Annotated in this window: 29 protein-coding genes and 1 tRNA gene; 13 read left to right on the top strand and 17 right to left on the bottom strand. The window is 54.4% G+C overall.

The annotated features are described in order from the left end of the window. Positions 1-85 precede the first annotated feature (85 nt). Positions 86-547 (bottom strand): cAMP phosphodiesterase, encoded by a 462-nt coding sequence (locus SynSYN20_RS05185; protein ID WP_186525472.1) that lies wholly within the window; start codon positions 545-547, stop codon positions 86-88. A gap of 67 nt (positions 548-614) precedes the next feature. Next, the gene (locus SynSYN20_RS05180) at positions 615-1187 is read right to left on the bottom strand and encodes a hypothetical protein (protein WP_186524999.1); all 573 of its coding nucleotides are present in this window, start codon (positions 1185-1187) and stop codon (positions 615-617) included. A 103-nt stretch (positions 1188-1290) separates the two neighbouring features. Here SynSYN20_RS05180 and SynSYN20_RS05175 point away from each other — a divergent pair, with 103 nt between their 5' ends. Then, a complete protein-coding gene (locus SynSYN20_RS05175; RefSeq protein WP_186524998.1) occupies positions 1291-2442 on the top strand; it encodes a histidine kinase in 1152 nt (383 codons plus the stop codon). A 46-nt stretch (positions 2443-2488) separates the two neighbouring features. After that, positions 2489-2561: transfer RNA gene (locus SynSYN20_RS05170), tRNA-Glu, on the top strand. A 210-nt stretch (positions 2562-2771) separates the two neighbouring features. Here the strand turns inward: SynSYN20_RS05170 and SynSYN20_RS05165 are convergent. Next, positions 2772-3269, bottom strand: coding sequence for an SRPBCC family protein (locus tag SynSYN20_RS05165; protein ID WP_186525471.1), 498 nt, complete (start codon positions 3267-3269; stop codon positions 2772-2774). Between the two features lie 186 nt (positions 3270-3455). Here SynSYN20_RS05165 and SynSYN20_RS05160 point away from each other — a divergent pair, with 186 nt between their 5' ends. The 6 genes from SynSYN20_RS05160 to SynSYN20_RS05135 all read left to right on the top strand — a co-directional run bounded on the left by SynSYN20_RS05160 (position 3456) and on the right by SynSYN20_RS05135 (position 10002). Further along, on the top strand, positions 3456-4610 hold the full coding sequence (locus SynSYN20_RS05160) for an FAD-binding oxidoreductase (RefSeq protein WP_186524997.1): 1155 nt from the start codon (positions 3456-3458) through the stop codon (positions 4608-4610). 158 nt (positions 4611-4768) lie between these two features. Then, positions 4769-6292 carry a glucose-6-phosphate dehydrogenase gene (gene zwf, locus SynSYN20_RS05155; RefSeq protein ID WP_186524996.1) on the top strand — a complete coding sequence of 508 codons (1524 nt, stop codon included), beginning with the start codon at positions 4769-4771 and terminating at the stop codon, positions 6290-6292. 56 nt (positions 6293-6348) lie between these two features. Beyond that, complete coding sequence (locus tag SynSYN20_RS05150; protein ID WP_186524995.1) at positions 6349-7644, top strand: glucose-6-phosphate dehydrogenase assembly protein OpcA; 1296 nt, start codon at positions 6349-6351, stop codon at positions 7642-7644. A 16-nt stretch (positions 7645-7660) separates the two neighbouring features. Continuing rightward, positions 7661-9049, top strand: coding sequence for a cobyrinate a,c-diamide synthase (locus SynSYN20_RS05145; protein ID WP_186524994.1), 1389 nt, complete (start codon positions 7661-7663; stop codon positions 9047-9049). Then, entirely contained in the window at positions 8998-9348 is a 351-nt protein-coding gene (locus tag SynSYN20_RS05140) for an acylphosphatase (protein WP_186524993.1), read from the top strand. The genes SynSYN20_RS05145 and SynSYN20_RS05140 overlap by 52 nt, the downstream gene beginning before the upstream one ends. Before the next feature lie 60 nt (positions 9349-9408). Continuing rightward, positions 9409-10002 (top strand): histidine phosphatase family protein, encoded by a 594-nt coding sequence (locus SynSYN20_RS05135; RefSeq protein WP_186524992.1) that lies wholly within the window; start codon positions 9409-9411, stop codon positions 10000-10002. A gap of 20 nt (positions 10003-10022) precedes the next feature. On the opposite strand, the gene SynSYN20_RS05130 is transcribed toward SynSYN20_RS05135, so the two are convergent. Further along, positions 10023-10178: a hypothetical protein gene (locus SynSYN20_RS05130; RefSeq protein ID WP_186524991.1), complete on the bottom strand. Its 156-nt coding sequence runs from the start codon at positions 10176-10178 to the stop codon at positions 10023-10025. Between the two features lie 256 nt (positions 10179-10434). On the opposite strand from SynSYN20_RS05130, the gene SynSYN20_RS05125 reads away from it, so the two are divergent. Both SynSYN20_RS05125 and SynSYN20_RS05120 read left to right on the top strand, forming a co-directional pair. Then, positions 10435-10866 carry a hypothetical protein gene (locus tag SynSYN20_RS05125; protein WP_186524990.1) on the top strand — a complete coding sequence of 144 codons (432 nt, stop codon included), beginning with the start codon at positions 10435-10437 and terminating at the stop codon, positions 10864-10866. Positions 10867-11312: 446 nt separating this feature from the next. Then, the gene (locus tag SynSYN20_RS05120) at positions 11313-11999 is read left to right on the top strand and encodes a GAP family protein (protein WP_186524989.1); all 687 of its coding nucleotides are present in this window, start codon (positions 11313-11315) and stop codon (positions 11997-11999) included. 212 nt (positions 12000-12211) lie between these two features. Here the strand turns inward: SynSYN20_RS05120 and SynSYN20_RS05115 are convergent, their stop codons facing one another. The 5 genes from SynSYN20_RS05115 to folD form a co-directional block, all read right to left on the bottom strand. Further along, positions 12212-12388, bottom strand: coding sequence for a hypothetical protein (locus SynSYN20_RS05115; protein ID WP_186524988.1), 177 nt, complete (start codon positions 12386-12388; stop codon positions 12212-12214). Between the two features lie 2258 nt (positions 12389-14646). Next, positions 14647-16119 (bottom strand): AAA family ATPase, encoded by a 1473-nt coding sequence (locus SynSYN20_RS05110; protein ID WP_186524987.1) that lies wholly within the window; start codon positions 16117-16119, stop codon positions 14647-14649. Continuing rightward, a complete protein-coding gene (locus SynSYN20_RS05105) occupies positions 16116-16601 on the bottom strand; it encodes a divergent PAP2 family protein (RefSeq protein WP_370586712.1) in 486 nt (161 codons plus the stop codon). Before SynSYN20_RS05105 ends, SynSYN20_RS05110 begins: the two co-directional genes overlap by 4 nt. Positions 16602-16633: 32 nt before the next feature. After that, positions 16634-17572 carry a geranylgeranyl diphosphate synthase CrtE gene (crtE, locus tag SynSYN20_RS05100; protein WP_186524985.1) on the bottom strand — a complete coding sequence of 313 codons (939 nt, stop codon included), beginning with the start codon at positions 17570-17572 and terminating at the stop codon, positions 16634-16636. 41 nt (positions 17573-17613) lie between these two features. After that, positions 17614-18495: a bifunctional methylenetetrahydrofolate dehydrogenase/methenyltetrahydrofolate cyclohydrolase FolD gene (gene folD, locus SynSYN20_RS05095; protein ID WP_186524984.1), complete on the bottom strand. Its 882-nt coding sequence runs from the start codon at positions 18493-18495 to the stop codon at positions 17614-17616. A gap of 71 nt (positions 18496-18566) precedes the next feature. On the opposite strand from folD, the gene SynSYN20_RS05090 reads away from it, so the two are divergent. Next, on the top strand, positions 18567-20672 hold the full coding sequence (locus SynSYN20_RS05090) for an HDIG domain-containing metalloprotein (RefSeq protein ID WP_186524983.1): 2106 nt from the start codon (positions 18567-18569) through the stop codon (positions 20670-20672). Between the two features lie 7 nt (positions 20673-20679). On the opposite strand, the gene SynSYN20_RS05085 is transcribed toward SynSYN20_RS05090, so the two are convergent. From SynSYN20_RS05085 to SynSYN20_RS05060, 6 genes are all read right to left on the bottom strand, one after another. Then, on the bottom strand, positions 20680-21342 hold the full coding sequence (locus SynSYN20_RS05085; protein WP_186524982.1) for an RluA family pseudouridine synthase: 663 nt from the start codon (positions 21340-21342) through the stop codon (positions 20680-20682). A 3-nt stretch (positions 21343-21345) separates the two neighbouring features. Next, positions 21346-21753 (bottom strand): hypothetical protein, encoded by a 408-nt coding sequence (locus tag SynSYN20_RS05080; protein WP_186524981.1) that lies wholly within the window; start codon positions 21751-21753, stop codon positions 21346-21348. A gap of 41 nt (positions 21754-21794) precedes the next feature. Continuing rightward, the gene (locus SynSYN20_RS05075; RefSeq protein WP_186524980.1) at positions 21795-22091 is read right to left on the bottom strand and encodes a hypothetical protein; all 297 of its coding nucleotides are present in this window, start codon (positions 22089-22091) and stop codon (positions 21795-21797) included. Continuing rightward, the gene (locus SynSYN20_RS05070; RefSeq protein ID WP_186524979.1) at positions 22084-22638 is read right to left on the bottom strand and encodes a hypothetical protein; all 555 of its coding nucleotides are present in this window, start codon (positions 22636-22638) and stop codon (positions 22084-22086) included. Before SynSYN20_RS05070 ends, SynSYN20_RS05075 begins: the two co-directional genes overlap by 8 nt. Before the next feature lie 124 nt (positions 22639-22762). Next, entirely contained in the window at positions 22763-23065 is a 303-nt protein-coding gene (locus SynSYN20_RS05065) for an MTH1187 family thiamine-binding protein (protein ID WP_186524978.1), read from the bottom strand. A gap of 10 nt (positions 23066-23075) precedes the next feature. Then, positions 23076-23303 carry a hypothetical protein gene (locus SynSYN20_RS05060; RefSeq protein WP_255476380.1) on the bottom strand — a complete coding sequence of 76 codons (228 nt, stop codon included), beginning with the start codon at positions 23301-23303 and terminating at the stop codon, positions 23076-23078. A 126-nt stretch (positions 23304-23429) separates the two neighbouring features. Between SynSYN20_RS05060 and SynSYN20_RS05055 the strand changes: the two genes are divergently transcribed. Then, positions 23430-23888, top strand: coding sequence for a hypothetical protein (locus SynSYN20_RS05055; protein ID WP_186524977.1), 459 nt, complete (start codon positions 23430-23432; stop codon positions 23886-23888). Positions 23889-23989: 101 nt separating this feature from the next. Next, positions 23990-24196 (top strand): hypothetical protein, encoded by a 207-nt coding sequence (locus tag SynSYN20_RS05050; RefSeq protein WP_186524976.1) that lies wholly within the window; start codon positions 23990-23992, stop codon positions 24194-24196. Here SynSYN20_RS05050 and SynSYN20_RS05045 read toward each other — a convergent pair. Both SynSYN20_RS05045 and SynSYN20_RS05040 read right to left on the bottom strand, forming a co-directional pair. After that, positions 24193-24474, bottom strand: coding sequence for a 2Fe-2S iron-sulfur cluster-binding protein (locus tag SynSYN20_RS05045; RefSeq protein WP_186524975.1), 282 nt, complete (start codon positions 24472-24474; stop codon positions 24193-24195). The genes SynSYN20_RS05050 and SynSYN20_RS05045 overlap by 4 nt on opposite strands. Positions 24475-24558: 84 nt before the next feature. Beyond that, positions 24559-24804, bottom strand: a complete 246-nt coding sequence (locus tag SynSYN20_RS05040; RefSeq protein WP_186524974.1) for a Nif11-like leader peptide family natural product precursor — start codon at positions 24802-24804, stop codon at positions 24559-24561. Between the last annotated feature and the right edge of the window lie 96 nt (positions 24805-24900).

The raw sequence follows: 24900 nt of genomic DNA, 5'->3' as shown, positions 1-24900 counted from the left end.
CATCGATCTTGGCGTGCAGACGTCACTGCCGTGGAGGCACCAGGCCTGGACTAGGCGTCTCCACTCTCACTCCGAGAGGATCGACTTATTTTTTTGCGGCCTTCGCTTTTTTCAACGCTTCTTCCACCTTGGTCTTGACGTCGGCAGGCACCTTGTCGGGACAGAACTGCATGGCACCAGTGATGATTTGAAATTCGGCACCGGCAAACAGCTGCTCATTGGTCAGCTTCTTATTGCCTGTGGATGCAACCTTGCCACCATGGCGTCCATTCAGAAGTTGGACATAGGTTGCCGCCGCAACGCCAACAGCTTTCGGAAACTCAATCCCTGCTGTGCGCGCGTTGCAAACGAAGGACGACCCCATGCCGCGATACAGGAAGACGTCATCATTGCTGGCAGGCTTTGGCGCCTTGGCGGCCGACTGAGCCATCGCAGCAGGAGCTGCTAAGCAGAGAGGCAGCAAAAGCAATGGTGCCGACAGAGCAGAACGGAGTCGGTTAAGGGGACGCAAAGGATCAAACCGGAATACGCAGCCATGGTGCCGCATCTTCACCGCTTAGGGCTAGTGGAAAGATGTCCAAATTTGACCCAAATTGACCCAAACAGGATCTTTTTCAGACCGGAATCGGAGCTGATGCATCCTCCATACGCGTTTCGTGGTGATGTTCAACGATCTCGAGCACGTTGTTTTGCCAGCTGTAAATAGCTCGAGAGCGATAGCGGTCGTCATAAATCATCCGGGTGTACTCCTGCACATCCCAGTCTCCATAATGAGATTCGAAGATCATTTCGTGTTCATCCACCTGCCTGATCTGCGTGCGGTGAGCCGTTGGCTCTAGGTAGGCACGATTCCGCTGGAGTTGGTGGCCCATCAATGTGGCTTCCATGACGCCGGCCTTCTCGTAACGGGGTTTTCGATCAAAAAAGTCTGTTTCCCGTTCAGGCCACCAACTGAAGCGGTAGCGAGGCTCACCAAATTGAAATTCCGAGAAGATCTCAACCCGGATCATCATGTCCAGGAAAAAGACTTCCTCATTGTTGAAAAGATATTGACGTCTAGACCTCCAGAGTCCAAGGTTCCGCGCAAACCACCGCCTCAGATTGCTGTCTAAGTACATCCTTTCGGAGACTGGAGGCTCTCCGTTCGGTGGCTTTGAGCCCCGTTGTTCAAGCGGCAGAAGGGACATGCCGTCTCCTAGGTAACAACAGAGTGTTCTCCTTCTTCTTAGCGGATCTGCGGGACAGGTCAAAAACCCATAAGGTAAGCCTCAACATTGCGAAGCTCCGTCGGTGGATGGGATTGATCGCAATCCGCGCCAACAACTGAGTTTGTTACTCGTTGCTGGTCGCCACCATCTGTCCAGCCGCGACCTCCGCGAGTTGGTCGAATTCCTGCAGAACGAAGATTGCGGGTTCGACGTCAGTCTTCAAATCTCAGATCCAAGCCAACAACCTGAGTTGCTGGAACTGCACCGCTTGGTTGTCACCCCATCGTTGGTGAAGCTGCAACCGCAGCCAAAACAGGTGTTTGCGGGCAGCAGCATCTTTCAGCAATTGCGTGGCTGGTTGCCGCGCTGGCAGCAAGACGAGGTGGTGAGTGGCCTTGGCTTGAGTCTCAAGCCAACAGAGCTCGACGGCAGCCGCACCCAAAGAGAGCTTCAGCTCGAGGATCAGTTGCTGGTGCTGCGTCAGGAAAACGAAACCCTGATTGACCGCCTGCAAGCCCAAGAGCGCTTGCTGCGCATGGTGGCCCATGAAGTGCGTACACCACTCACCGCGGCCACGCTTGCTGTGCAAAGTCAAGAACTAGGCCAAATCGATATCCATCGATTCAGGGATGTCCTCAAAAGACGCCTCGAGGAAATCGCTTTGCTTTCCATGGATCTGTTGGAGGTGGGGAGCACACGCTGGGAGGCCTTGTTCAATCCCCAGCGCCTGGATTTAGCCAGTGTTGCCGCCGAAGCGATTCTGGAACTCGAGAAACTTTGGCTCGGCAGAGATGTGACCATCCACACCGACATCCCTGCGGATCTTCCCAAGGTGTTTGCCGATCAGCGCAGGATGCGCCAGGTGCTCCTGAATTTGCTGGAAAATGCGCTGAAGTACACACCCAACGGAGGTTTGATCTCCTTGACCATGCTTCATCGCACGAGTCAGTGGGTGCAGGTGAGTATCTGCGACAGCGGGCCAGGGATTCCGGAAGAAGAGCAACAGCGCATTTTTCTTGACCGCGTCCGGCTCCCTCAAACATCAGCTGGAGCCTCAGGCTTTGGGGTTGGACTCTCGGTCTGCAGGCGCATTGTTGAAGTCCATGGCGGCCGGATCTGGGTGATCTCAGAACCAGACAAAGGAGCTTGCTTCACCTTCAACGTGCCCGTCTGGCAGGGCCAAGGTCAAGAGAAGGAGAACGTTGTCTTGACGGAGGGTCATGCTGAACCTTAATTTCACTAGGTGGCGGAAGTTCAGAAGACTTTTCGATCACGTTCTTGGCCCCATCGTCTAGAGGCCTAGGACACCTCCCTTTCACGGAGGCGACAGGGGTTCGAATCCCCTTGGGGCTACTGAAGAACTGGATGAAATTTCATCGAGTTTGATCAAAGACTCTCCTCTCGGGGGGAGTTTTTTTATGCCAAACCGTGGATGAACTAGGCCGCAAGCAGACGGCACACACAAGGATCTGGAGATCTAGACCACCACGATCGGACGCAACAACAAAAAACCAATCCCAATCCAATGGATTGCCATCAGGCTGTCAAAAGATCAGCCAACAACTAACGAGATCTGCGTCGCGCTTCTGCTTCAACTGCTTTGAGGTTGGTGGTGAGATCGTCACGCAGTCGTTGTTCAATCAAGCCAATTGGCATCCCTAAACATCCCTGAACCGTGAGTTCGTAGAAAAGAGCCGTTGCTTCTGGCATGGTTTTCAACCTCCAGGTTCCCTCAAAGCGCCGAAAATCACCCTTTTTCATCTTGAATTTCAGCGTCCCCTCAGGAGCAAATTCTTCAAGCACCAGCTCTACGGAAGCCGAAAATTTCATTCCTAGGAATTGCTGACATCCCTCTTGTTGCAAATGAACTTTATTTCCTTCTCGAAGCAGTAACCGGCTGCTTGCAAGGTTGGGAATGAAAGCACTGAGTTGGTCGTAATCCGTCAAAACAGCCCAGATCTGATCCGCAGAAACCGGTGTGAGCAGCTGAGCAGCAAGGCGGCGAACGCCATCAGACATCCTTTCAACAGTCTGTTCAATGGGCTTGTGATGCGACGACATCGCCTTTCCTCTGGGCGTTTCGCCGCGCTTCAGTTGTGTCAGCCCACTGAAAGATGCCAAACCGTTTTCGCTTCTAATCCTGAGAGATTGATGACGCTGACTCTAAGGAAGAAACTTCGATTCAGCGAAAACTGATTTGCAAGTCAGTGGTGACGCTTATAGTCGCGCCATAACAGGACGTTTTCAATGCGAGTAAACGCGTCTCCGCAGACAACCTTTAATGAAAGGACATTCACGATTGTCTTCACAGGATTGGGTGGACGTCGCGTAGAGCACACTCGCCTAAACGTCCTTTACAGCCGGCTTCGCGACACGATGCGCATGCTCCTCTCTTCAGGGGCACGCATCCAGTCTGTGACTCCAGCGGGATCAGAGCCGGCAGCCGCACCCACTAAATCCGCACCCCCAGCACGATCGAAGCCTGTGACTACTTCCCAACCAAAGCCCGCGGCCAAAGCTGTGCCGGTCAATCTCTACAAACCCAAAGCTCCCTTTTTGGGAACAGTCACAGAAAATTATTCACTCCTTAAAGACGGCGCGATTGGTCGGGTGCAACACATCACCTTCGATCTGAGCGGTGGTGATCCACAACTCGAATATGTGGAAGGTCAAAGCATCGGCATCGTTCCCGCTGGTGAAGACGCCAAAGGGAAGCCCCACAAACTGCGCTTGTACTCCATTGCAAGTACTCGCCACGGCGACAACCTCGAGGGCAACACGGTGTCCCTCTGCGTGCGACACCTTCAGTACGAACTGGATGGAGAAACCATCAACGGTGTTTGTTCGACTTACCTCTGTGATGTTGAGCCTGGAACCAAGGTCAAAATCACAGGACCCGTTGGCAAAGAAATGCTCCTCCCTGAGGACGAGGAAGCCAATGTGATCATGCTGGCCACCGGCACCGGCATCGCGCCCATGCGCACCTATCTGCGTCGCATGTTTGAGTCGAAAGAACGGGAACAGAATGGATGGAAATTCCGAGGCAAAGCTTGGTTGTTCATGGGAGCACCCAAGACAGCCAACCTGCTTTATGACGAGGACTTCCTTCATTACGAGAAGGAATATCCCGACAATTTCCGCTACACCAAAGCCATCAGCCGCGAACAGCAGAATCCCAAAGGTGGTCGGATGTACATCCAAGACCGGGTGGCTGAACACGCTGATGAGATTTTCGCGATGATTGAAGACCCGAAAACTCACGTCTACATCTGCGGTCTGCGTGGCATGGAGCCCGGTATTGATGAAGCCATGTCTGCGGCAGCCGAGGCCAAAGGCCTCGATTGGTCCGAGCTTCGCCCTGCACTCAAGAAGGCTCACCGCTGGCACGTTGAGACTTACTAAACCTCTGATTTAAATGAATCAAGCCCGCCAAAAGCGGGCTTTTTTAATGTCTAATCCTGTTGTTTTTCAGGAGACAGCCACAAAACACGGCCTGCAGGAACAATTGCGCTGCCCGATCGAGAAATCCTGGTTAAACCTGCCTAAGAGCTGCTGTAGCCATGACCGCAACGATCACGAACCCACTCAGGGTTGGGCTGCGACAGGAACGGGTTATCGCTCCACAGTGCCTGGTGATTTTTGGAGCGAGCGGCGACCTCACCCATCGCAAGCTGGTTCCAGCCCTCTTCGAGTTATTTCAGCAACGACGACTTCCCAGCGAATTTGCCCTCCTGGGCTGCGCCAGAAGACCTTGGAGCGACGAAGAATTCCGCAGCAAGATGGCTGAGGCGATGGGTGACAAGGTTCGCGACCATCCCGAAGCGTGGGAGCAATTTGCCGCCGGAATGTTTTACGAACCGGTGGACCTTCAGAAACCTGAAGACGTCGTGAAGCTCGGGGGTCGACTTCAGGAGATCGACCGTCAAAGAGCCACACGAAGCAACCGCACCTTCTACCTATCGGTGTCGCCAAAGTTTTATGCGGGTGGCTGCCGAGCCCTGGCCGATGCTGGTCTGCTGAAAGATCCCCAGCGCAGCCGCGTTGTCATTGAAAAACCATTCGGACGGGACTACGGCAGCGCTCAATCCCTGAACAAGGTGGTTCAAGGCTGCGGCCAAGAGAACCAGATCTTTCGCATCGACCACTACCTCGGGAAGGAAACGGTCCAAAACATCATGGTGATGCGGTTCGCCAACGCGATTTTCGAGCCCATCTGGAATCGAAACTACATCTCCAGCGTTCAGATCACTGCCTCTGAAACCGTCGGAGTGGAGGAACGCGCCGGTTACTACGAAACCTCTGGCGCCCTGCGCGACATGGTGCAAAACCATCTCACCCAAATGTTGGCGATCACCGCCATGGAAACCCCTGGACGTTTTGATCCAGAGGCCATCCGCAGTGAAAAGGCCAAGGTTCTTCAAGCGGCACGCCTGGCCGATGAACTTGAACCCTGGAACTGCTGCATCCGCGGTCAATACGGGCCTGGAGGCAGCGATGGCGCACCTCTCAGCGGCTACCGGCAAGAACCAGGCGTCGATCCCCACAGCACCACGGAAACGTACGTGGCGATGAAGCTATTCATCGATAACTGGCGCTGGCAGGGCGTTCCTTTCTATGTGCGCACCGGCAAGCGCCTCGCCAAGCGTCTGAGCGAAGTGGTCTTGACCTTCCGCGAAGCACCCGTTCACCTCTTCGATGCTGCCGGTGGCAGTCCAACAGCCAACCAGCTCATCCTGCGCATTCAGCCCGATGAAGGTGCTGAGTTCAAATTTGAAGTGAAATCTCCAGGTTCCGGCATGCGCAGCCGGCCTGTAGAAATGGAATTCTCTTACGACGAATCCTTTGGTGAACCCTCTGATGAGGGCTATGTACGCCTACTGGCGGACGCGATGTTGAGCGATCCAACGCTGTTCACGCGGAGCGATGAAGTCGAGGCAGCTTGGAGGCTCTATACCCCTCTGTTGGAACTCATCGAAGACAGCCCCTGGAAGTTGCCCATCCATCCCTACGAGTCACGCACCTGGGGACCTGCCGCTGCTGACGCCCTGCTGGCACGAGACGGCCTGCACTGGCGTCGCCCCTAGACAGCCCCAAACAACACCCAAGCTCACCTCGATACCGCTCTCCTTCAGGCCGCAGCATGTCCCCTCAGCTCACGCTTCAAACTCCCCTCGAGCTCCCTCCATCGGAGGTTTCCAATTACCTCAATCAATTGTGGTCCCGCGACCAAGCCAGCAGCATTGGGGCCCACACCTTTTGCCTGTTGATCTGGCAGCCAGCCTGGGTGGAACAACAGCTGGTCCGCACGGGCAGAATCGAGGGCCCAATCGTGGGTGTCCAACGCGACGAGGTGGAAGAAGCTGGGCGGAAAGCAATCCTTGAGCTTGATCTCCCCCTCAGCACCCCGCCCTTGGGGAGCTCGGTGTCAAACAGTCTGGCCAAGGTTGATGGCAGCAAAACCAGTGATGACCTTCGTGGTCAACATGTTGACGGGGCCTTAAGCACGCTCAGACCACGGCGCTTGATCACCCTGGCGCCAAGTTTGGATTCCACACGCCCGTTGGAAACCCTGGTGGCCGCTTATTGCCCCTTACCGGAAGAAGGCGGGGGCACCGTTGCCTGTGGTGATGTGGTGGTGCTCCGCGGTGGAACGAAAGCCCTGCAGGAAGGACTCAACACCTTGCAGCCCCTGCTCCCCGACGACCTGCCCTCTTGGGTGTGGTGGAACGGGCCGCTCGATGAATCACCTGAGCTGTTAGAGCAGCTCTCGATCAGTCCTCGCAGGCTGATTCTTGATTCCGCTCTTGGTGATCCCTCTTACTGCCTGAACCTTCTCGCCACCAGGCTCGCAAGCGGGCAAGCCGTGAATGATCTCAACTGGCTGCGGCTGGGCAGCTGGCATCAAACCCTGGCGATGGTGTTTGACCCCCCACACCGCCGCGATGCCCTCAGCCATGTGGTGCAACTCGACATCGATGTCGAGGGAGATCACCCTGTCCAAGGCCTCCTGTTGGCCTCTTGGATTGCAGATCGACTGGGTTGGACCCTGAAAGAGACCGGTCGGCATGATTCCAAAACCGGCGATTCCGATATCAGTGGGATGTTCCAACGTCCTGATGGAACAGAGGTGCCGCTGCGGGTGTCTCCCGTACCCATGGGGCAACCCAGCATTCATCCAGGACAAATCGTGGGACTGCGGATGATTTCCAAACCCGAGCATGGCGGGGCGATGTGCGTGATTCTCTGCGCAGAATCCGGGGGTTGCATGCGCCTTGAAGCTGGGGGCATGGCCAGCATGGAACTCGTGGAAGAAGTGGTGCCCTTGCTCCATACCCATGTGGAAGCCGACATGGCTCGCCTCCTTGAGGGTGGGCACGACTCCTCAAACCCGCTCCTAGCTGCAGCTGCCCCTCTGGCTGCCAAGCTTCTGAGTTGATTCCTAGCTGAGCAGCATGGCCTGTGTGATCGCTGCTCCATCGAGCAGCAGCGGCAAAACTCTGCTCAGCCTCAGTCTGATCGCCTGGGCCCAACAGAGGGGATTGAGCATCCAACCTTTCAAGGTGGGGCCTGATTACCTCGACCCCCAAGTGCTTGGGGCCAGCGCCGGGCGCCCTTGTCGCAATCTCGACCTGCCCTTGTGCGGACCCGACTGGGTGAAGACCAGTTTCCATGGCTATGGAGGTCGCTGCGACTTATCCCTCGTGGAGGGGGTGATGGGCCTATTCGATGGGATCGGCTCAACGGGCGAAGGAAGCAGCGCCGCCGTAGCCAAACACCTGAATTTGCCAGTGGTGCTGGTGGTGGATGCCGGCGGCCAAGCGCGATCGCTCGCCGCCCTCGTGAGCGGATTTCGTGATCTCGACCCCGACGTGCAACTGGCTGGTGTGGTGCTCAATCGCGTCAGCACTGAGCGCCATCGCTTGCTTCTCGAAGATGTCTTGACGTCCATTGACGTGCCCTGCCTGGGCTGTCTTCCGCGGGATTCAAGCCTCGAACTACCCAGCCGGCATTTGGGCTTAGCTCCAGCCCACGAACTCGATCAACTGAATGTTCGCCTGGGGCAATGGGCAGCGATCGCTGATCAACATCTGGAGATGGGGGTCTTTGAGAGGCTGATGGCAGCGCCAACGCGAGGTCCAGAACCGATCCAAACCGTGCTCGCGAACGCTCTGGCACAGGACACCCAGCGAGAGCCACTGCCAGTGGCCGTCGCCCAGGACAACGCCTTCCATTTCCGTTATCCCGAGATGCAGGATTGCCTCGAGGCACTGGGGATGCCGGTAATCCCTTGGCACCCATTAGAGGACGAGCCGTTGCCGCAAGCGGCCTATGGACTTGTGATCCCTGGAGGCTTCCCTGAACTGCATGCCGAACAACTGAGCCGATGCCAACAAAGCCTGTTAGGCCTGCGCAACTGGGTAAAACACAAACCGCTGTACGCCGAATGCGGCGGGATGTTGATGCTGGGAACCAGTTTGATGGATGGGGAGGGACAAACCCATGCCATGGCAGGGGTCTTACCGTTTCACGCCCAACGCGGGAGATTGCAGGTGGGCTATCGCCACTTAACGGCATCCCACGACAGCTTGCTCCTGAAAGCGGGTGATCAGTGGATGGGACATGAATTTCACCGCTGGGAGCTCAGCGAGGAACCTATGGGCAGATGGCAACCGCTGTGGCAGGTTGATGGCTGGCATGTTGATCGCAGAGAAGAGGGATGGGCACTTCCGACCGTTCACGCAAGCTGGGTGCATCTTCACTGGGCCAGCTCTTCGACGATCTCATGCCGATGGCGCGCCGCTCTCGAAACCGTGGCGACACAGATCGCGACGGATTCATAAAGACCACGCGTCAGCCACAGCAACCCTTAAGGGAACGCTGGAGATTTCTGATCGAAGGCAACGTGCAAGGGGTGGGATTCAGACAGAGTTGCCGACAACGAGCCATCGATCTTGGTCTTTGTGGCTGGGTTCGCAACCTCAAAGACGGGAGAGTGGAAGTTCAGGCGGAGGGAGGCGAAAGAGCCTTGAACGAATTACGTCTGTGGTGTGAGTGCGGCCCAAGCACAGCAAGCGTGAGCAGGGTGTTGTTCTCAAAGATGCCCGTCACTGGACATGACTGGTTTGACATTCGGACTTAAGAGGAACAAGACAGCCACCAGATCAACAGCCACCAGCACAACAGCGCACTGATTCACACCATGGATAACGAACGTCAACTCTGGTTGCTTCGACACGGAGCCACGGAATGGGCCAAAAACGGACGACACACAGGCAGCACCGATCTGCCTTTATTGCCAGAGGGCGAAGAAGAGGCAAAGCAACTTGCGCCTGCGCTCACAAATCATCAGTTTGCAGCCGTTTTTAGTTCACCACTGCAACGGGCAACACGCACATGTGAGCTGGGCGGCCTTGGCCAACAACGTCACATCATGGACAGCTTGCGCGAGTGGGATTACGGCGATTACGAAGGAATCACAACCCCCGAGATTCGCAAGACCAATCCGAACTGGACGGTATGGAGTCATGGCTGCCCCAATGGGGAAGACGCGGAATCTGTACAACAACGCTGCGAACACACCATTGCTATCGCCTTAGCGGCTCCGGGTGAGGGGGATGTTGCCCTCTTTGCCCATGGGCACGTGCTACGTGCCTTAACAGGCACATGGTTGGGACTCGGTGCAGCAGGTGGGCGCTACTTCCAGCTCGGCACAGGAACAATCTGCATCCTGGGCTTCGAGCGGGGGCAACGCGCGATCGCCCGCTGGAATGCCCCTACCAACGGCTTATTTTGAGCGGAATAAACCTTTCAGGCTCAACTCACAAGATTGAGATCCAAGCTCATGGATCGACTGACCGCAGGCACATCGAGCTCGGCAATAGAAATGAAATGCATGAGGAATAGGTCGCTGCTTACAGCCATGCAGTGCGCCACCGTCAACACAATCACCTGAGTTGACGACTTGCTCACAAGAAATCATATTCAATAACGCACTCACCATTAAGAGGTGCTTTTTATACATTCCTATCCATCAATTCACCTCTTGACTGAATCAATCTCCACATAAATAGGTGTTGAAACAAACACAAGTCCCGTTCTGCCTCAAGCCCGTTAGGGTTGCGGGGGAAATAAATTCTGTGACCTATTGGTAACCTTTGAACTAACGAGTCGAAACATTTACGAAGGGCTAAAAAAAGAGGGGTATAAATGCGACTTAGACATCTGGATGAAAGAACCAGAGTGGGCAAAAGTAAATGTTTTACTTGATGGGATGACTTGGACCATTGAGGGCATTGACGAAGTAGGATCAACCAAATCCACAGAATCAGAGTTCGCTAAATCAGACGAAGCCGAATTCAACCCACAAGCGAATGCAGGAAAGGATAAATATATACACTTCCAGATCGATAGGGTATTTAAAAAAGGGCAAGACGCTATGGCTCAATTAGCAACAAAGCGCCTGTGCTCCTCATTCATCTATCACGAAAGGACCAACCTTATTAGCATGGATGGGTCATTTACCGTATCCTTTCATCGCCAGTATCCCTTGCTCACTGATGACGACGAGGCTGGGATCAAAACAATTGTCGATCAACTAAATAACTTTAAAATCATCGTCCAGTCTGTCTTCTATTCAGTCCAAGAAGACAAACAATAACGCCTTACAAATCCAACCAAAAGGCATAGCTCAAACGCAATGCATGGCGGCCTAAATATTACATTTTTTACTCAAGAGATCCAATCATTTAATGCAGAGGATGCGATTTTTCAAATTGCATATAAACATCCTATCAACATTTACTACCTGCTAGTTAATCGGCTTTTGTCTAAGGGCGTTATCGAAATTTTCATACCTTCCCCTTGAATCGGTTTGGAGCATTACTCAACCCTGCAGTGCATGCATCTGCATCACACCCCACGCAACTCAGCCGCTGATGTTCCTCGTCATTGTGGATAAGGCACCAATCAGTCCAGATCTCAGCTCAAATCCTGTGTCTGACAAGGATCTCAACGGTTCACTACTGTGCAAACTCTTGTTTTGAGCAGTTGCTTGGGCGCAAGCCCTAATACGATCACTTTGGAATTTTGTGTTTCGGCTTAACGATGAGCGACACCACGCTCTGGGCTGAGCTACTGGCCTATGGCACTGGCATCGGCCTATCCCCGATCCACATCGCCGTTCTACTGCTGCTTCTCCTGGGACCGAAACCTTTACAACGCGGGGGCTGGTTCGTTGCGGGATGGGTTGTCACCACAATGGCGACATCAGCTCTATTGGTGACTGTGGGGCATTCACTGGTACTGGACATGACGCAGGGCTCCCATCACCGAACGGGCTTGGATCTCCTCGCTGGTGGGGCCTTAATCGCCGTTGGCAGTAGGGAATTGCTGCGATCGTTCACCGATGGAGACACACCGCCGGCATGGACCGCAAGCGTGGATCGCTTTGTGAACATGCCCCTCCCTTTGCTGTTGGTGTTAGGTGCGGTCGCGGAAGTTGCCAGTCCTGATGATCTGGTGCTGTTCGCGAAATCAGCAGGCGTTGTCTTAGCCGCTCAACTGCCTACCTGGCAAGAACTGATTGGCCTTTTGGCCTTCACGATCGGAGCAAGCCTGTTGATGCTTACCCCTTTGATCGCCGTTGCGATTGGTCGAGAAAAAGTCGTGCCTGTATTAGAACGCGGAAAAGAGGTGCTGTTTGCTCGAGGCGAGCTGGTTTTAGCCGGCGTCAGCATCGGAATCGGGGGCTATCTCGGCTGGCAAGGAATCAGCGGTCTTACCCTGACTTAGAAGTGAGATGAAGGTGGAACGTGAAGCCGTGCCGTGGGGCAGCACTAAACATCACGATCCATTGTCTAAAATCAAGTTCCACGAGTAAAAAGATTGAACCTACGCAACAGTTTCCTCTATGGTTATTATTTAGAATTCAAATTTTCTCATTATCCAGAGAAACGTCTGGCAACTATTTCTCTAAGCCGGTTTGATGCTGTCTTTCAACGCATTCAAAGTCCCTGTTGCTGACGGATGATCCAAGCAGATGCAGCTTGCTGCTGTTTCCAAGCAACAAGAAGGTTTTTAGCGATAGATTGCAACTCCTCAACGTCTTTAGAGCTATCAATTTCTCTTGAAAACTTCTCGATCTCGAACATTTGTCCGATCGTCAAAGCAATTGGATCCATTGGTCTTTTTGCTAGATGCACTTAAGTTAGCCCGTAAGGCATAACATCGCAAATCAATCAGGTAGTGATTGCAACTGATTTGAGGATTACATGCTCAAGTCACTACATTTCCCATATTACAGATCGTTGCCTAAAGGCCCTTATACCTTTGATTGAAACCGCTAATTAGCCTAAAAAGCATGGTGACGCCTGGTTTCAATGCACTTCTCCTGGAAACAACACCTAGAACTTTCCAGAAAGGTATCTAATAGTGCAGACACCCATCAAGGCCTAGCTCTGGCCCTGATGGGTGTGGGTTTATCGATGCTGGCCAAGGATTTATTGGCGGCCGAGCTACTCAATCATTCGAACTCACACACACCAACAAAGGGCTAACCCTTCCGTAACAAATTTTCTACAGCTTGCATACGCCAAGAGCGTCTGCTGTCAGGAGCGGTTCAGGGAGATAGCTAGAGGTTGGAAGGGTACAGATACAGACGGCTTCTTTCTTTCCATACTGATCGCCTCGCATTGCCAAACTTGTTAAGAGCTCAATACTGAGTACATACACCGCAAGAATCACGATGTAACTTTCGCTACTAAGCAAAATCTGTAAGCCTTCAATCTTAAGACCAACCAGATTCAATCTATGTGGAGTCCTTCTGCGTAGGCTTCATAACAAAGAGAGTGCCTATAGATACAAACACTGTCAAAAGCAAACAATAAACTAACGACTCACTCAATGTCCTACTCGTGGCAGATCCGCAGACCTCAACGAATGAAAACATCCCAAATGGACAACTGATGCATTTGGCATTAGAAGTTGTTAGCAAAGTAGCTGAATCTCCACAGGAGATCGATCAAAGTAGAGACTTTACCTACGATGTTAAAAATAGTGCCTTGCCTCCGGTATGCGCTTTATAGCTTGATTCGCTTTACACGATCAAAGAGAGTAGTTACTACTTGATTGAACATTAGCTCTTCGGACTGTGCTTGAGAGCGAAACTTCTTACAATCAGGTCAAAGATTAAAGAAAATGCAATCAAGACCATATTCAAGACAACTTCATCCTGACACTCAATTCAACTTAGGCACAATTTGCTGCAGCGATTCAATCCACAGAAGAGAAATCTCAAAAACGCTACGCCTTATTAAGCACAAAATGCCAAAATGATAGCGAAACAAACATAGCTGCCTAGGTATTATTACTCTTTAGAAGAATTATGTAGCTCTTAATGCCAAAGAAGTAAATTCCTCCTATTAAGTTACTGTTATCCACAGGAGTAATCATGAGCTTTACAGTTCCAGCGATCTCAATTGGTATCGCCACATACACATTATTTCATCTCTGCTTTTCAGCTGTAATACACTAATTACTGCATATTAAAAATCACTTCAACAGAATCCGCTTGTACCCCTCGGTACAGGCTTTTTTTATTGCCAAAGAATGATCGATAACTGGCAAATATTAAGCGAATACAAAGAGGCCGGATCTATCTTGCTTGCCCTTAATTCATCTCAGATGGGCACATTAACCTAGGAACAATTTATATCGTAATGATTTACTTGCCAGAAAATAAAAACCATCGTAATCAATTCCCACTTGGGAGCATAAGATGAGAGCATTCAAAAATGAACATAGTTGCAAATCAATCACCGAACGCTGGGATGCTGTCGATGCTTATCTCGAATGCGTCACAAGTTGCGGACTCAAGGATGGAGTTTGCGTGACGATGTGCATCACGAAGCATCTGGAACCTGGGACTTTTTTAGAGGATAGGGAGAGACAAGCATTCGATATAGCCAAGCATTAATACTTATCGCAAATCCCTCATAGACACTTTGGATGGGTTTCTACGTAAGAGACCCATGCCATTCCTGCGATTAATACGATCAAAACGACAGTTCCTACCCAATTAATTGTCAGCATAATTACTCACCTTTCTCTCTAGTTCTATTAAAGCAGAAATAATCATCAGCGTCAATCAATTCATTGCAAACAATGCAGTCGCAAATCATCGAGGCCAATGGCTCCTACTGAGGGTACTGAGCAACCAAGAATTGTGTACAGATTCCAGCTAAGACAGTGCTTTTGAGCAATTCATTCATTCAAATCATCTGACACTTTTGCTTCGAGCTAATTTGCAGGGCATCAAGACATGAATGCACTGCTTTAGATGAGCGTCTTGCTATGAGGTGGAACCTCATTCAAAGCTGAAATCCTGCCAATTGCAGCTGAATAGGCAGTCAGGGAGTTAAGCCCAGAACTCTCATTGGTGTTATTCAGTCCTCAGCGCCCGAGTCCAACGTTCCACGGCTTTGACTGATGACGACCTTCCCGCTATCCAGACCGCCTCTTGCGCTCGACTCACCGCGACATAGGCCAACTGCCGCCGCAGGACAAGATCCTGCGGCCAGAACACGTCATCGGCAACAAACACCTCTCCAAAACTGCTGCCTTGACTGCGGTGAACAGTCAGCACGGCCGCTGGACCCAACGAGGCAAAAGCATCACGGATCAAAAAATACTGACGCCAAAGAGGCCGTCCACCCCGCTTTCCCGCATCCCTTGCCTGGGTGCGTAACCCCTGAAGGACACCATCAAGGCGCTGCCTTGCTGCACTCCCGGAAGGCGGCTGCAAGCGCAAACTGAGCTCTAGCTCTCCACTACGAACCCTCGCTGTCACGGTGTCAATCACAGGTGCCTCGAATCCAGCGAGTGCCATCTGCGTCTCCCCCGCAAACCCAAATTCAGCGAGGTCACAACGTTCGGGGGTGACATCCTCCACCACCACTTCCCGATTCGAGCCCAGCACTAGATCGGGTTCTTCCCCTGTTTCTGCCCCATCGCGGGAGGCAGGCGCCATCACCGCTGTACGGCTGATCAAGACTTCTCCAGGAAGAACAGCCATCTGATCCGCCATCGCACCATGAATGGCGCGTCGTGCATGGGGCACAAGCGCATCCAGGGTGCGATTGGTATAGCAAAGAATGCGTGCTGCATCTGGGTTGTCACAGGCCGCAGCCCGGCGCAGGCCATCTTGAGCCTGGATTAGCCAAGCCGAACGATTGAGCACACCCACCTGACCCAATTCGCTGCGCAGCGGAGGCATTAAGGGCGGCAGCTCACAGGGCAAGCGTCCATCCCGCAAGCAGCTCGCCAGCTGCAGCACAGGACCTTGATGACGAACCACTTGCTTAAGTGACGCTGTGATCGCGCGGTCCATGGAGAACACAGGGCTATCCGCTTCTCCCACCGGCGGAAGCTGGGCCGGATCGCCAACAAACACAAGCCGAGTTTTGAAAAGATGCGCGCACTGCAGTGCGACAGACAACAGCGAGCTATCGACCATGGAGGCCTCATCAACCAGGACTAGGCCGAGATGTTCCAACGAGGCCGCCGTTTGTTCGGTGGATTCGCAAACCTCCCGATCCCCCTGGCGACGCAACTTGAGCCGCAACAGTCGATGGATGGTGGAGGGGTACCACGTGGGGTGGAGCCCCTCCAAATCAAGGGCATGGCGCAACACCCCAACCGCTTTATGGGTGGGGGCGACAACGGTCCAACACAGCCCCGTCGCTTCCACTTGGCGCAGCAAACGCATCGAGAGGAAGGTTTTGCCACTGCCGGCGTAACCGCTCAACACAAACGGAATACTGGGATCCTCGTTTGCCAGCCAGGTCTCAAACAATGCAGCTGCCGTCTGCTGATCGTTGGTAAGGATGGCCTCAGAGGGCTTGAGCCTGCTCACCCGCTCAACAAACCAAACGTTTGGGCCATATGAAGGGGCGACCCCACAAAAAAGAGTCCAGGGAGTGCGATTAAAGGTCCCAGCAAACTGCCCACCAACACCTCCGTGCGCGTATGACCGAGCCGCTCTTTGAGGGGCTTCTCCGGAGGGTTGGGCCAGAGCGAATCAGGAAGTTCGTTGAGGCGAGCGGCCGTAAATCCAGCCGCTCTGCGCACCCCACTGGCGTCGTACATCACCACAAAAGCCACCGTGGCAGCTAGCGCAAACGCAGGCTGATCAAAACCCATCTGCCAGCCCACTCCAGCGGCTGTGCCAGTGACCAATGCCGAGTGACTCGAAGGCATCCCTCCGGTTTCAAACAGCACCGCCGGCCTCCAGCGCCGATGCAGCACCAATTCAAGGAACAGCTTGGAGAACTGCGCCAACCCGCAGGCGGCCAATCCCCAGGCGAGCACAGCATTATCCAAAATCTGAGCAGGCATGGACAGCGTTGAGATCATTGATATCGTCATGGTCAACAATCGCGACTGGCCACGTAATCGGCGAGAGCCAACAAGGGAGCTGCCTTGTTGCGCCAAGGCTCAAGCGCAGCCTTGGACTCCCGCACCAACTGCAACGCCTTCTCCCGCGAGGCTTCAAGTCCCAAAAGCTTGGGATAGGTCGTTTTATCGGCGAGCAGATCCTTGCCGGCCGTTTTGCCAAGCACTTCGCTGCTAGCGGTTACATCGAGGATGTCGTCAATGATCTGGAAGGCCAAACCAATGCCATTGGCGTAAGTGCGCATCGCCTGCAGTCGGTCATCACTCGCGCCTCCGATCAGAGCTCCGGTCACCACACAGGCACGCAGCAACGCCGCGGTCTTGTGAAGGTGGATGTACTCAAGGGTCTCAAGGTCAACCGCTTTGCCCTCGGATTCAAGATCCACAACCTGACCACCAACCAAACCGGGGGCTCCAGAGACAAGAGCCAACTCACCAACAACCCGCAACAAGCGATCCGCCGGCACGTTTGGACTGCGGACGGCCACCATTTCAAAAGCACGGCTGAGCATGGCATCACCCGCAAGGATGGCCATGGCATCGCCATACACCTTGTGGTTGGTCGGACGTCCCCTGCGCAGGTCATCGTTGTCCATGGCCGGTAAGTCGTCGTGAATTAACGACATGGTGTGGATCATCTCCAGAGCCACCGCCGTTGGCATGGCCAGTTCGGACGATCCCCCGACTAATTCACAAGCGGCAAGACACAAAATCGGCCGCAAGCGTTTGCCCCCCGCCAGAAGGGAGTAGCGCATCGCATCACGCAAGGATTCAGGACGCTCGGGCCCCATCGAGGAATCCAGGGCAAACTCCACACGATCGCGGGAGAGCTTGAGGTACGCCGCAAAGTCAAACGTGGAGGGGAGCTCACCGGAGGGCGGCACGCTTTCGGGGCTAGTGGCCGCAGCGGACATGGTGAGCGCAGTGCTGAGGGAATTCTCTCAGGCCGAGGGGGTCAAACCACCAAATCAGACAATTCCATTGCAACTTGATGGCGTCGACACCAGGCCACCACAGTGTTAACCAGCAACATCGTGACCGTCATGGGGCCAACCCCCCCAGGGACTGGAGAAAGAGCTGAAGCAACGGGTTCTAGCTCCTCCGCGCGCACATCACCGCAAAGCCCGCCTTCAGGTCGGCGATGGATACCAACATCCACCACCACACAACCCGGTGTGATGTGATCGGCACCGATCATTTCAGGGCGACCTGCTGCCACCACAAGAATCTCAGCCTGACGGGTCATCGATTTCAGATCTTGCGTACGCGAATGGGCCACCGTGACGGTGGCGTTCGCCGCCTGAAGCATGAGGGCCATCGGCTGGCCCACCAGGATGCTGCGGCCCACCACGACGGCGCGCTTGCCGGCGGGATCGATGCCCTGATCACGAAGCATCACCATCACGCCTGCAGGTGTGCAACTTCGTGGACCCTGCTCACCCTTCAACAGGCGCCCGAGATTCAAGGTGTGCAATCCATCAGCATCTTTGTTCGGATCGATTTCAGCAAGCAGCGGGGTCTCATCCAAACCCTTTGGCAGCGGCAGCTGGAGCAGGATTCCATCCACCCGTTCATCAGCATTGAGCTCGCGGATGGCTGTCAACACCTCCTGCTGTGAAGCATGAGCTGGGAGATGGGAACCAAAGCTCTCCACCCCAATGCGTGCACAGGCCTTTTCTTTGTTGCGCACATAGACCGCACTGGCGGGATCGTCGCCAATACGGAGCACAGCCAGGCCTGGTGAACGCCCTGCTGAAGCCATGCCATTTTGAATCTGCTGCTGCAAACGCACTTCAAGCTGCGCGGCGAGCTGCTTGCCATCCAGCCTGAGAGCCATCGAGGTCTGTTGACACTCACCCCAGTTTGCTTCCTCAGTGGGGTTAGCGTCTGTATCAGTGATCAACAGCTGTGTTCCGATCTCATCCCCTAGCCCAGCTCTGGAGAAGCTGGTTGCGGAGTGAGTCACCGCGACGCCCTGTGCTGCGCTGGAACCGCCTTCAGAAGGCGGGATTGCTTGTGGTCTGCATTGCCGTAGCAATGGTCTCCAGTTGGCCATGGCTGGTGGAACCCGACTTACGACCTGGAATCCCAGCGCCATTCGATTCGATTGCTCCGAAGGCAGCGAGGGTCGTCGACAGCGAAGCGCTCGATCAAAGGCGATCAAGCTTGATGCCCAACACCTTTGTACAGGTGGTGGATGAACAGCAATCAAGCCTCCTCAAGCTCAGACTCGAGCGTCATCTTGCCGAATTAGAACGGGTCGCCAGAAGTCAGAACATCGACCGAATTGGCCCCGTCAATCTGACCGCAGACGAGCAACTTTGGCTGGAAAAACGCTCGCAAAACGCTCGCAAAAACTGGGACATGGCGATCCGTAGGGCTGTCGATCGCATGCTCAGCCAAGGCCTAGTGAATACACTGGCGATTGAGCAGCTCAGAAAGGCTTCATCACTGCAACTCGAAGCCCTTGGACCTGAGAACGTTCCAGCAAGAACCCTCGGCAGCAAGATCGCCACCACAACGCTTCAAGGAGCTAGCAACCTCCAAACCGATCCGCTGCGCAGTCAACGACTGATCGAAGAGCTGATCACCAAGCAAGGAATTCCAAGCATTGAAGTGAAAGCTGGCGATCTGATCACCCGCAAAGGCGAACCAATTAGCTCCCAGGCCTACGACGTGCTCGATTTCTTTGGGCTGATCAATCGCAGCCCGAAACTCGGAATTTGGTTGTTGCGTTTCACCGAAGCCCTCGCAAGTTGTGGAGTGATGCTGCTCGTGATGAAACGGGAAAGGCCCTGCCTTGAGGCCTCCCACGGATTTCTGGCGATCGGCCTGCTGTTGATCAGCCAATTCAGCAAGATTTGGTTCGGTGCAGCGGTGAGCCCACTGGCTGTGATCGTGCCACCCACCCTGCTTCTCGCTCAAGGCCTCGGGACCACCAGTGGTCTGACCTGGATGGCGGTGAGCTGTTTGCTTTGGCCGACTCCAGTGAGCGGATTGGGCGAAGGCCGGCTGCTGATTACCGCTGCCGTTGCGGCGATCGCCGCCATTGAGGCCGGACGATTACGCAGCCGAGCTCAGTTGTTGCAACTAGCAGTGTTGCTGCCGTTGGGTGCATTAGTCGCCGAAATGGTGGTGCTGCGTCAACCGTTTGAAGCCGTGAACCTGTCATGGACACGGCTCACTCCCGATACCGGAGAACTCGCCTCTGAGGCCTTGCTGATGGGTCTGCTGATGATGCTCACGATTCTGCTGTTTCCGCTGCTGGAAAGCTCATTCGGCCTGCTCACTCGGGCCCGTTTGATGGAACTGGCCGATCAAGAGCGCCCACTGCTGCGCCGGTTGTCGTCAGAAGCACCTGGAACGTTTGAACACACATTGATGATCTGTGGGTTGGCCGAGGAGGGAGCGCGTGCGATTCGGGCCGATGTGGATCTGATCAAAACAGGATCTCTCTATCACGATGTGGGCAAACTCCATGCTCCGAACTGGTTCATCGAAAATCAAACCACCGGCGAAGAGAATCCACACACCAAATTGAATGATCCGATCGCGAGTGCCGGAGTTCTCCAAGCCCATGTGGATGAAGGCCTCAAATTGGCTCGGCGCTACCGCTTGCCGCGGCCGATCGCGGATTTCATTCCAGAGCATCAAGGCACCTTGCGAATGGGCTTTTTCTTGCATCAAGCCCAGCAAAAAGATCCAACGGTTTCAGAACACTTATTTCGCTATCGAGGCCCCACGCCTCGATCGAAAGAAACCGGAATTTTGATGCTGGCTGATGGTTGTGAGGCCGCCTTACGATCGCTTCCCCCCGACACCAGCGACAGCGAAGCGCAAACCACAGTGAAACGCATCTTGGAGGCACGCTTGGCCGATGGGCAGCTGAGTCAAAGCGGTCTGAGTCGCGCCGAAGTGGACCTGATCATGCATGCCTTTGTGCGCGTCTGGAGGCGCATGCGGCATCGCCGAATTCCCTATCCAATCCCGGCGAAACGCAGCTTCAGCGCCTAAGACATCCCTAGGGCCAAGGCAAGGGAGAGAGCACCCTAATGCGCTGCCCGCTGAAGGGATCAGCAAAGCTCAAACCAGGCGCATGCAGGTGAAGACGTTCAAGAGAGGAGCCCTGCTCAGGTGCTGCATAGATCGGATCGCCGATCACGGGTAAGCCAATCGCGGCCAAATGCGCCCGCAATTGATGGGAGCGGCCTGTTCGAGGAGCGAGCCAAAGGCGTGAGCGATTGGTTCCCAGCTGTGCACAACGCCACAAGGTCAAACAAGAGCGACCATCCCGGTGAGGCCCATAACGGGGTGGGTGAGTAGACATACGCGCTAACGGCAAGCGCACCGACCCGGACAGGGCCTCGGGATGGCCATGCACTTCGGCCGCATACAACTTGTGCACTTTGCGATCGGCAAACAAGCCTCCGAGCGCCTTCAAGCTCGCTTGATCCCGGGCCAACAACAGCAAACCGGAGGTGTCGCGATCGAGCCGATGCACGAGCCGAAGTTCCGGCCGAACAGCTTGCACCCGGGTGATCAAGGAATCGCTCTGGGCATCGCCAAGACCGGGCTGACTGAGCAACCCGGACGGCTTCTCCACAACCACAAAATGTGGATGCCAGCAATGAATAGAGAGTCCCGCGAGGGATGAACCTTCAAGCGATTCCGATACCTCGGCCATCGCTCAGAGGCGACCACCACGGCGATGGCCGGGACGGCACCAATACAGCAGGGCCAACACGTTGAGAACGCCCAACACAATCGAGGCCACACCCAACGCAATCGCTTGCTCCCCTCCCCCAAACGCAAGCAAGGAGAGGCGCACGATGCCGTAGGGCAGAGATCCAGCCAAAGCCATCGACAGCGAGACGATGGCCAAAATCACCCCCCAGTGCCGCTCACCGAGCAAGCCAGCAGAGGCCACGATCCCCACGATTGCCGCCGGCCAGGCGAGCGCAAACGCCACGCTGATGGTTGCAGCCTGAAGGCTGGATGCCTGGAAAGCAACAAGACCAATCACCGGCAAAGCCAGGAAATTCCCGGTGAGTCCAAGCCAGGTCATCAACCAGTAGCCGGGCAACTTGGGACCCATCGACGATCAAACCAGGAATGGCCACCGTAAACACCGGAGTGTCAGCTCTCGTCATCCAGCAAGGTCTCAAGGGTCGCCAGCAGTAAGGCAACCGCTTCTGCCCGGGTTAAGGCAGCGTCACTTACCTCATCCACCCAGCCCTGGCAAAGCGTTTCAATTTCCTCAAACAAGGTTCCAGCACTACGCAGTGCGTCCATGACGGCGGCTGAGGACGTTTCATCCCGTTCGTCGCCATCCATCACCACATAACGACGTCCGTCCTCCCCCATGTAAGTGAGACGGCCCTCTTCATCGATATTGGGACCGGTAATCGGCGTGATCGGAGCGTCCTCATCCATCGCCTAACCCCACAGCAGGAATACTCTTTGGAGCATGCCGCTTTAGCCGATCGCCACAAAAACCTCGAAACAACGCCTCCACCTCAGCCATCGGCAATCCCTGTACCAGCCTGGCCTCAATTTCATCGCGGCGCTGGGACTGGTGGTACAGCCGCAATTCCTGAAACGCGCTCAACGACCGCTTCTCAATTTGGGCAAGGGCATTGCCAATCTGATGATCAAGCAAGAGAGGACCTTGTTGACAATGCTGCATCACGTGCGCTGATTCATGGGCCAGCACAGTCCACACTTGAGCCGGATCATCTCGAAGGTTGTTAGAGCACAAGAGCAAGGCATTCCGTCCGGCATGAAAAGCACCAAAGAGTCCAGAGGGGCAGTCTTTTGCCACCAAGGTTTGGGTGCCGGCACGACGCAGAAGAGTGGAGTAGTTGCCGATGTCAGCCCATGACTGGGCACTCACTGAAGTTCCAATCGAGATTGCCCCGATCAAGGGGGCACCCAGCACCACGAGGGCGAACCGCTTGGAACGAAGATTGGATTGCCACATCAACGGCCTAGCCGACGCTTGATCTCATTCAAGACACAGGAGAGACAAATGAGAACGCGCAATGTTGGATCTACAGATTTGCGGCAGACCCAAAGCCCTGCTGATGCTCAACGCTAAAAATTGCTCAACACTGGATCAAACGCTCAACGCTGGGAACTTTGTCGCGGAACGACTGTTCTCGGTCCACACGCGTATTCACGCGAAGCGTGGTGTGAATCCTTGGCACCCCCTCCCCGTGCAGGCGCTCATGACAGCGCTTCACGCAAGCAAATACAGCATCCCAATCCCCCTCAATCGCCGTTCCATTCGGACCGAGCTCGTACTCAAGTCCCGAGTCTTCGATCAGCTCATGACAAATCGCCACCCACGGCGCCAACGATCCTTCGAGGCCAACCGGCACAACACAGAGATCCACACTCACGTTCATCGGTTAAAGCTCAATGAACGGGGGAGTGCTCTCCGCTATCACGCAGACAAGCCTGCGGGTAGCGAATCGTTCTCCAAGCTCCGCAACTGGTTTGCACCTCTAAACCAATTCCACGCTGCTGAAGGGAGAGATCACGCCCCTGACCAGAGCACCAGCGCTGGGCGGCTGCTTCAGCGGCATCCATCGATTCATAGGGAGCATCCAGCACCGGATGGGGACTGCCGTCTAATGCGATCAATCGGTATAAAGAACGAACAAGTTTCGGCAATGTTCCAATCACGCAACTGTCCCTAGTCTTCCACCTCTGTGCCGCAACGCCAGGGGGGAAGCTAGAAGACAGCCGAAACGTCACGATCAGCTCACGATGAGCCACCCACAACTCCAAGACGCCCTTGAGCAGCTGATGGTGCGCGCGCCCTCAGCACTGTTCAAGCGAGCACGACGCCTCTACCTCAACAAATACCCCTTGGATGGGCGCGATTGCAGCAGTGCGTTGCGGTTGTTTGTAGCGGAAGAACGGGTCGAAGAATCGGTTGAACCAGACCCGGAGAAGGCACCGCTAGGAAAGATTGCGGTCGTAACGACTCGGCCCACGCGTCTTTCTTTGGTGCACTGGCAACAAAACGAAGCTGCATCAGAGCAGATGTGCTCCGCCTACCTCCAAAACACCTGGGGGCTCGACCCCAGCTGCTTCGAAGCGTTAAACGATCCCTGGTTCCGCAATGGGGGGCATCAGCAGCAAGCACCAGCCCCTCATGGGTTGATCTGGACGCACCGAACTTCATTCACTTCAGAAAACAATGCAACAGACCCCAATCAGTAACTCAGCAACAATGTCAAGGGCTAAAACAAAGGAAATCCTGTAGGCCGAATGAGTGCGCTTCAGCCACCGCTAACCAGGAATTAAGCCTTGATGAGAACGCCATGAGAGCCCCAGTTGCTGAACGCTATGTGCTGCGTCAAAACTGCACGGGTAGCTACTTGAGCCTGAATCATCAAACCCAATCGATTGAAGGGGTTTCCAGCGTTGAAGCTGCATGGCGTTATTACAGCCATGAGGGAGCCGTGAGCCATGCCTTGTTAATTGGCCAGACCCATGGAGAAACGCCTGAAGTAATCAAGCTTTCTTAGAGCTCGTCTTCTACGTTGGCCTTGATCGAGCAATCACTCAACGGATAGCTCACACAGAGCAAGGCAAAACCCTTTGACATCTGGTCGTCATCCAGGAAGCTTTGGTCAGCCTGATCAACGCTTCCATTGAGGATTTTTCCAGCGCATGTGCTACAAGCACCAGCACGGCAAGAATAGGCGAGATCAATGCCTTGATCTTCAGCTGCATCGAGGATGTATTGATCATCGGCGCAGCTGAAGCTGGATCCACCCTCGATATCGATCTTGAAAGAGGCCATAACTCAAATGAAATATGACCTTTTTAACGAGATTGAACAGCAGGGTCTTGGATCGTCAGAGATCCCAAACGCTGAGCGCCAAGATCAACCTGGAATGAAGTGCCTAAGCCGTCTGGACTCGGGGGCCATTTGTTGCTGGAGATCAGCGGCGCTGGCCTTGGTCTGCTCACGCTGTTGAGCCTGAAACACGTCGTCTTCCGTGATCGTGAGGCCTCGTGATTGAGCCAGGGTGATCAACTCCTCCAAGGGCAATGGCTGGGCGAGTTGCTCTGCCAAAGTCGGATCGTCATGACGCAAGCCAAGCAATTGATCGAGATCTTGCAGCGACATGGCTCAGGGTCAACTGAAATTGATCTACACCAGCACCCCACCCGTTCAGCGTTTAGCGCGCAACAAGCTGACATCGTTCAAAGCAGGACAGACCTG

This window comes from Synechococcus sp. SYN20, assembly GCF_014279555.1.
Classification (GTDB): Bacteria; Cyanobacteriota; Cyanobacteriia; order PCC-6307; family Cyanobiaceae; genus Synechococcus_C.
The sequence above is the reverse complement of the archived record's forward strand: the minus strand, read 5'-3'. Positions and strand labels throughout refer to the sequence as shown.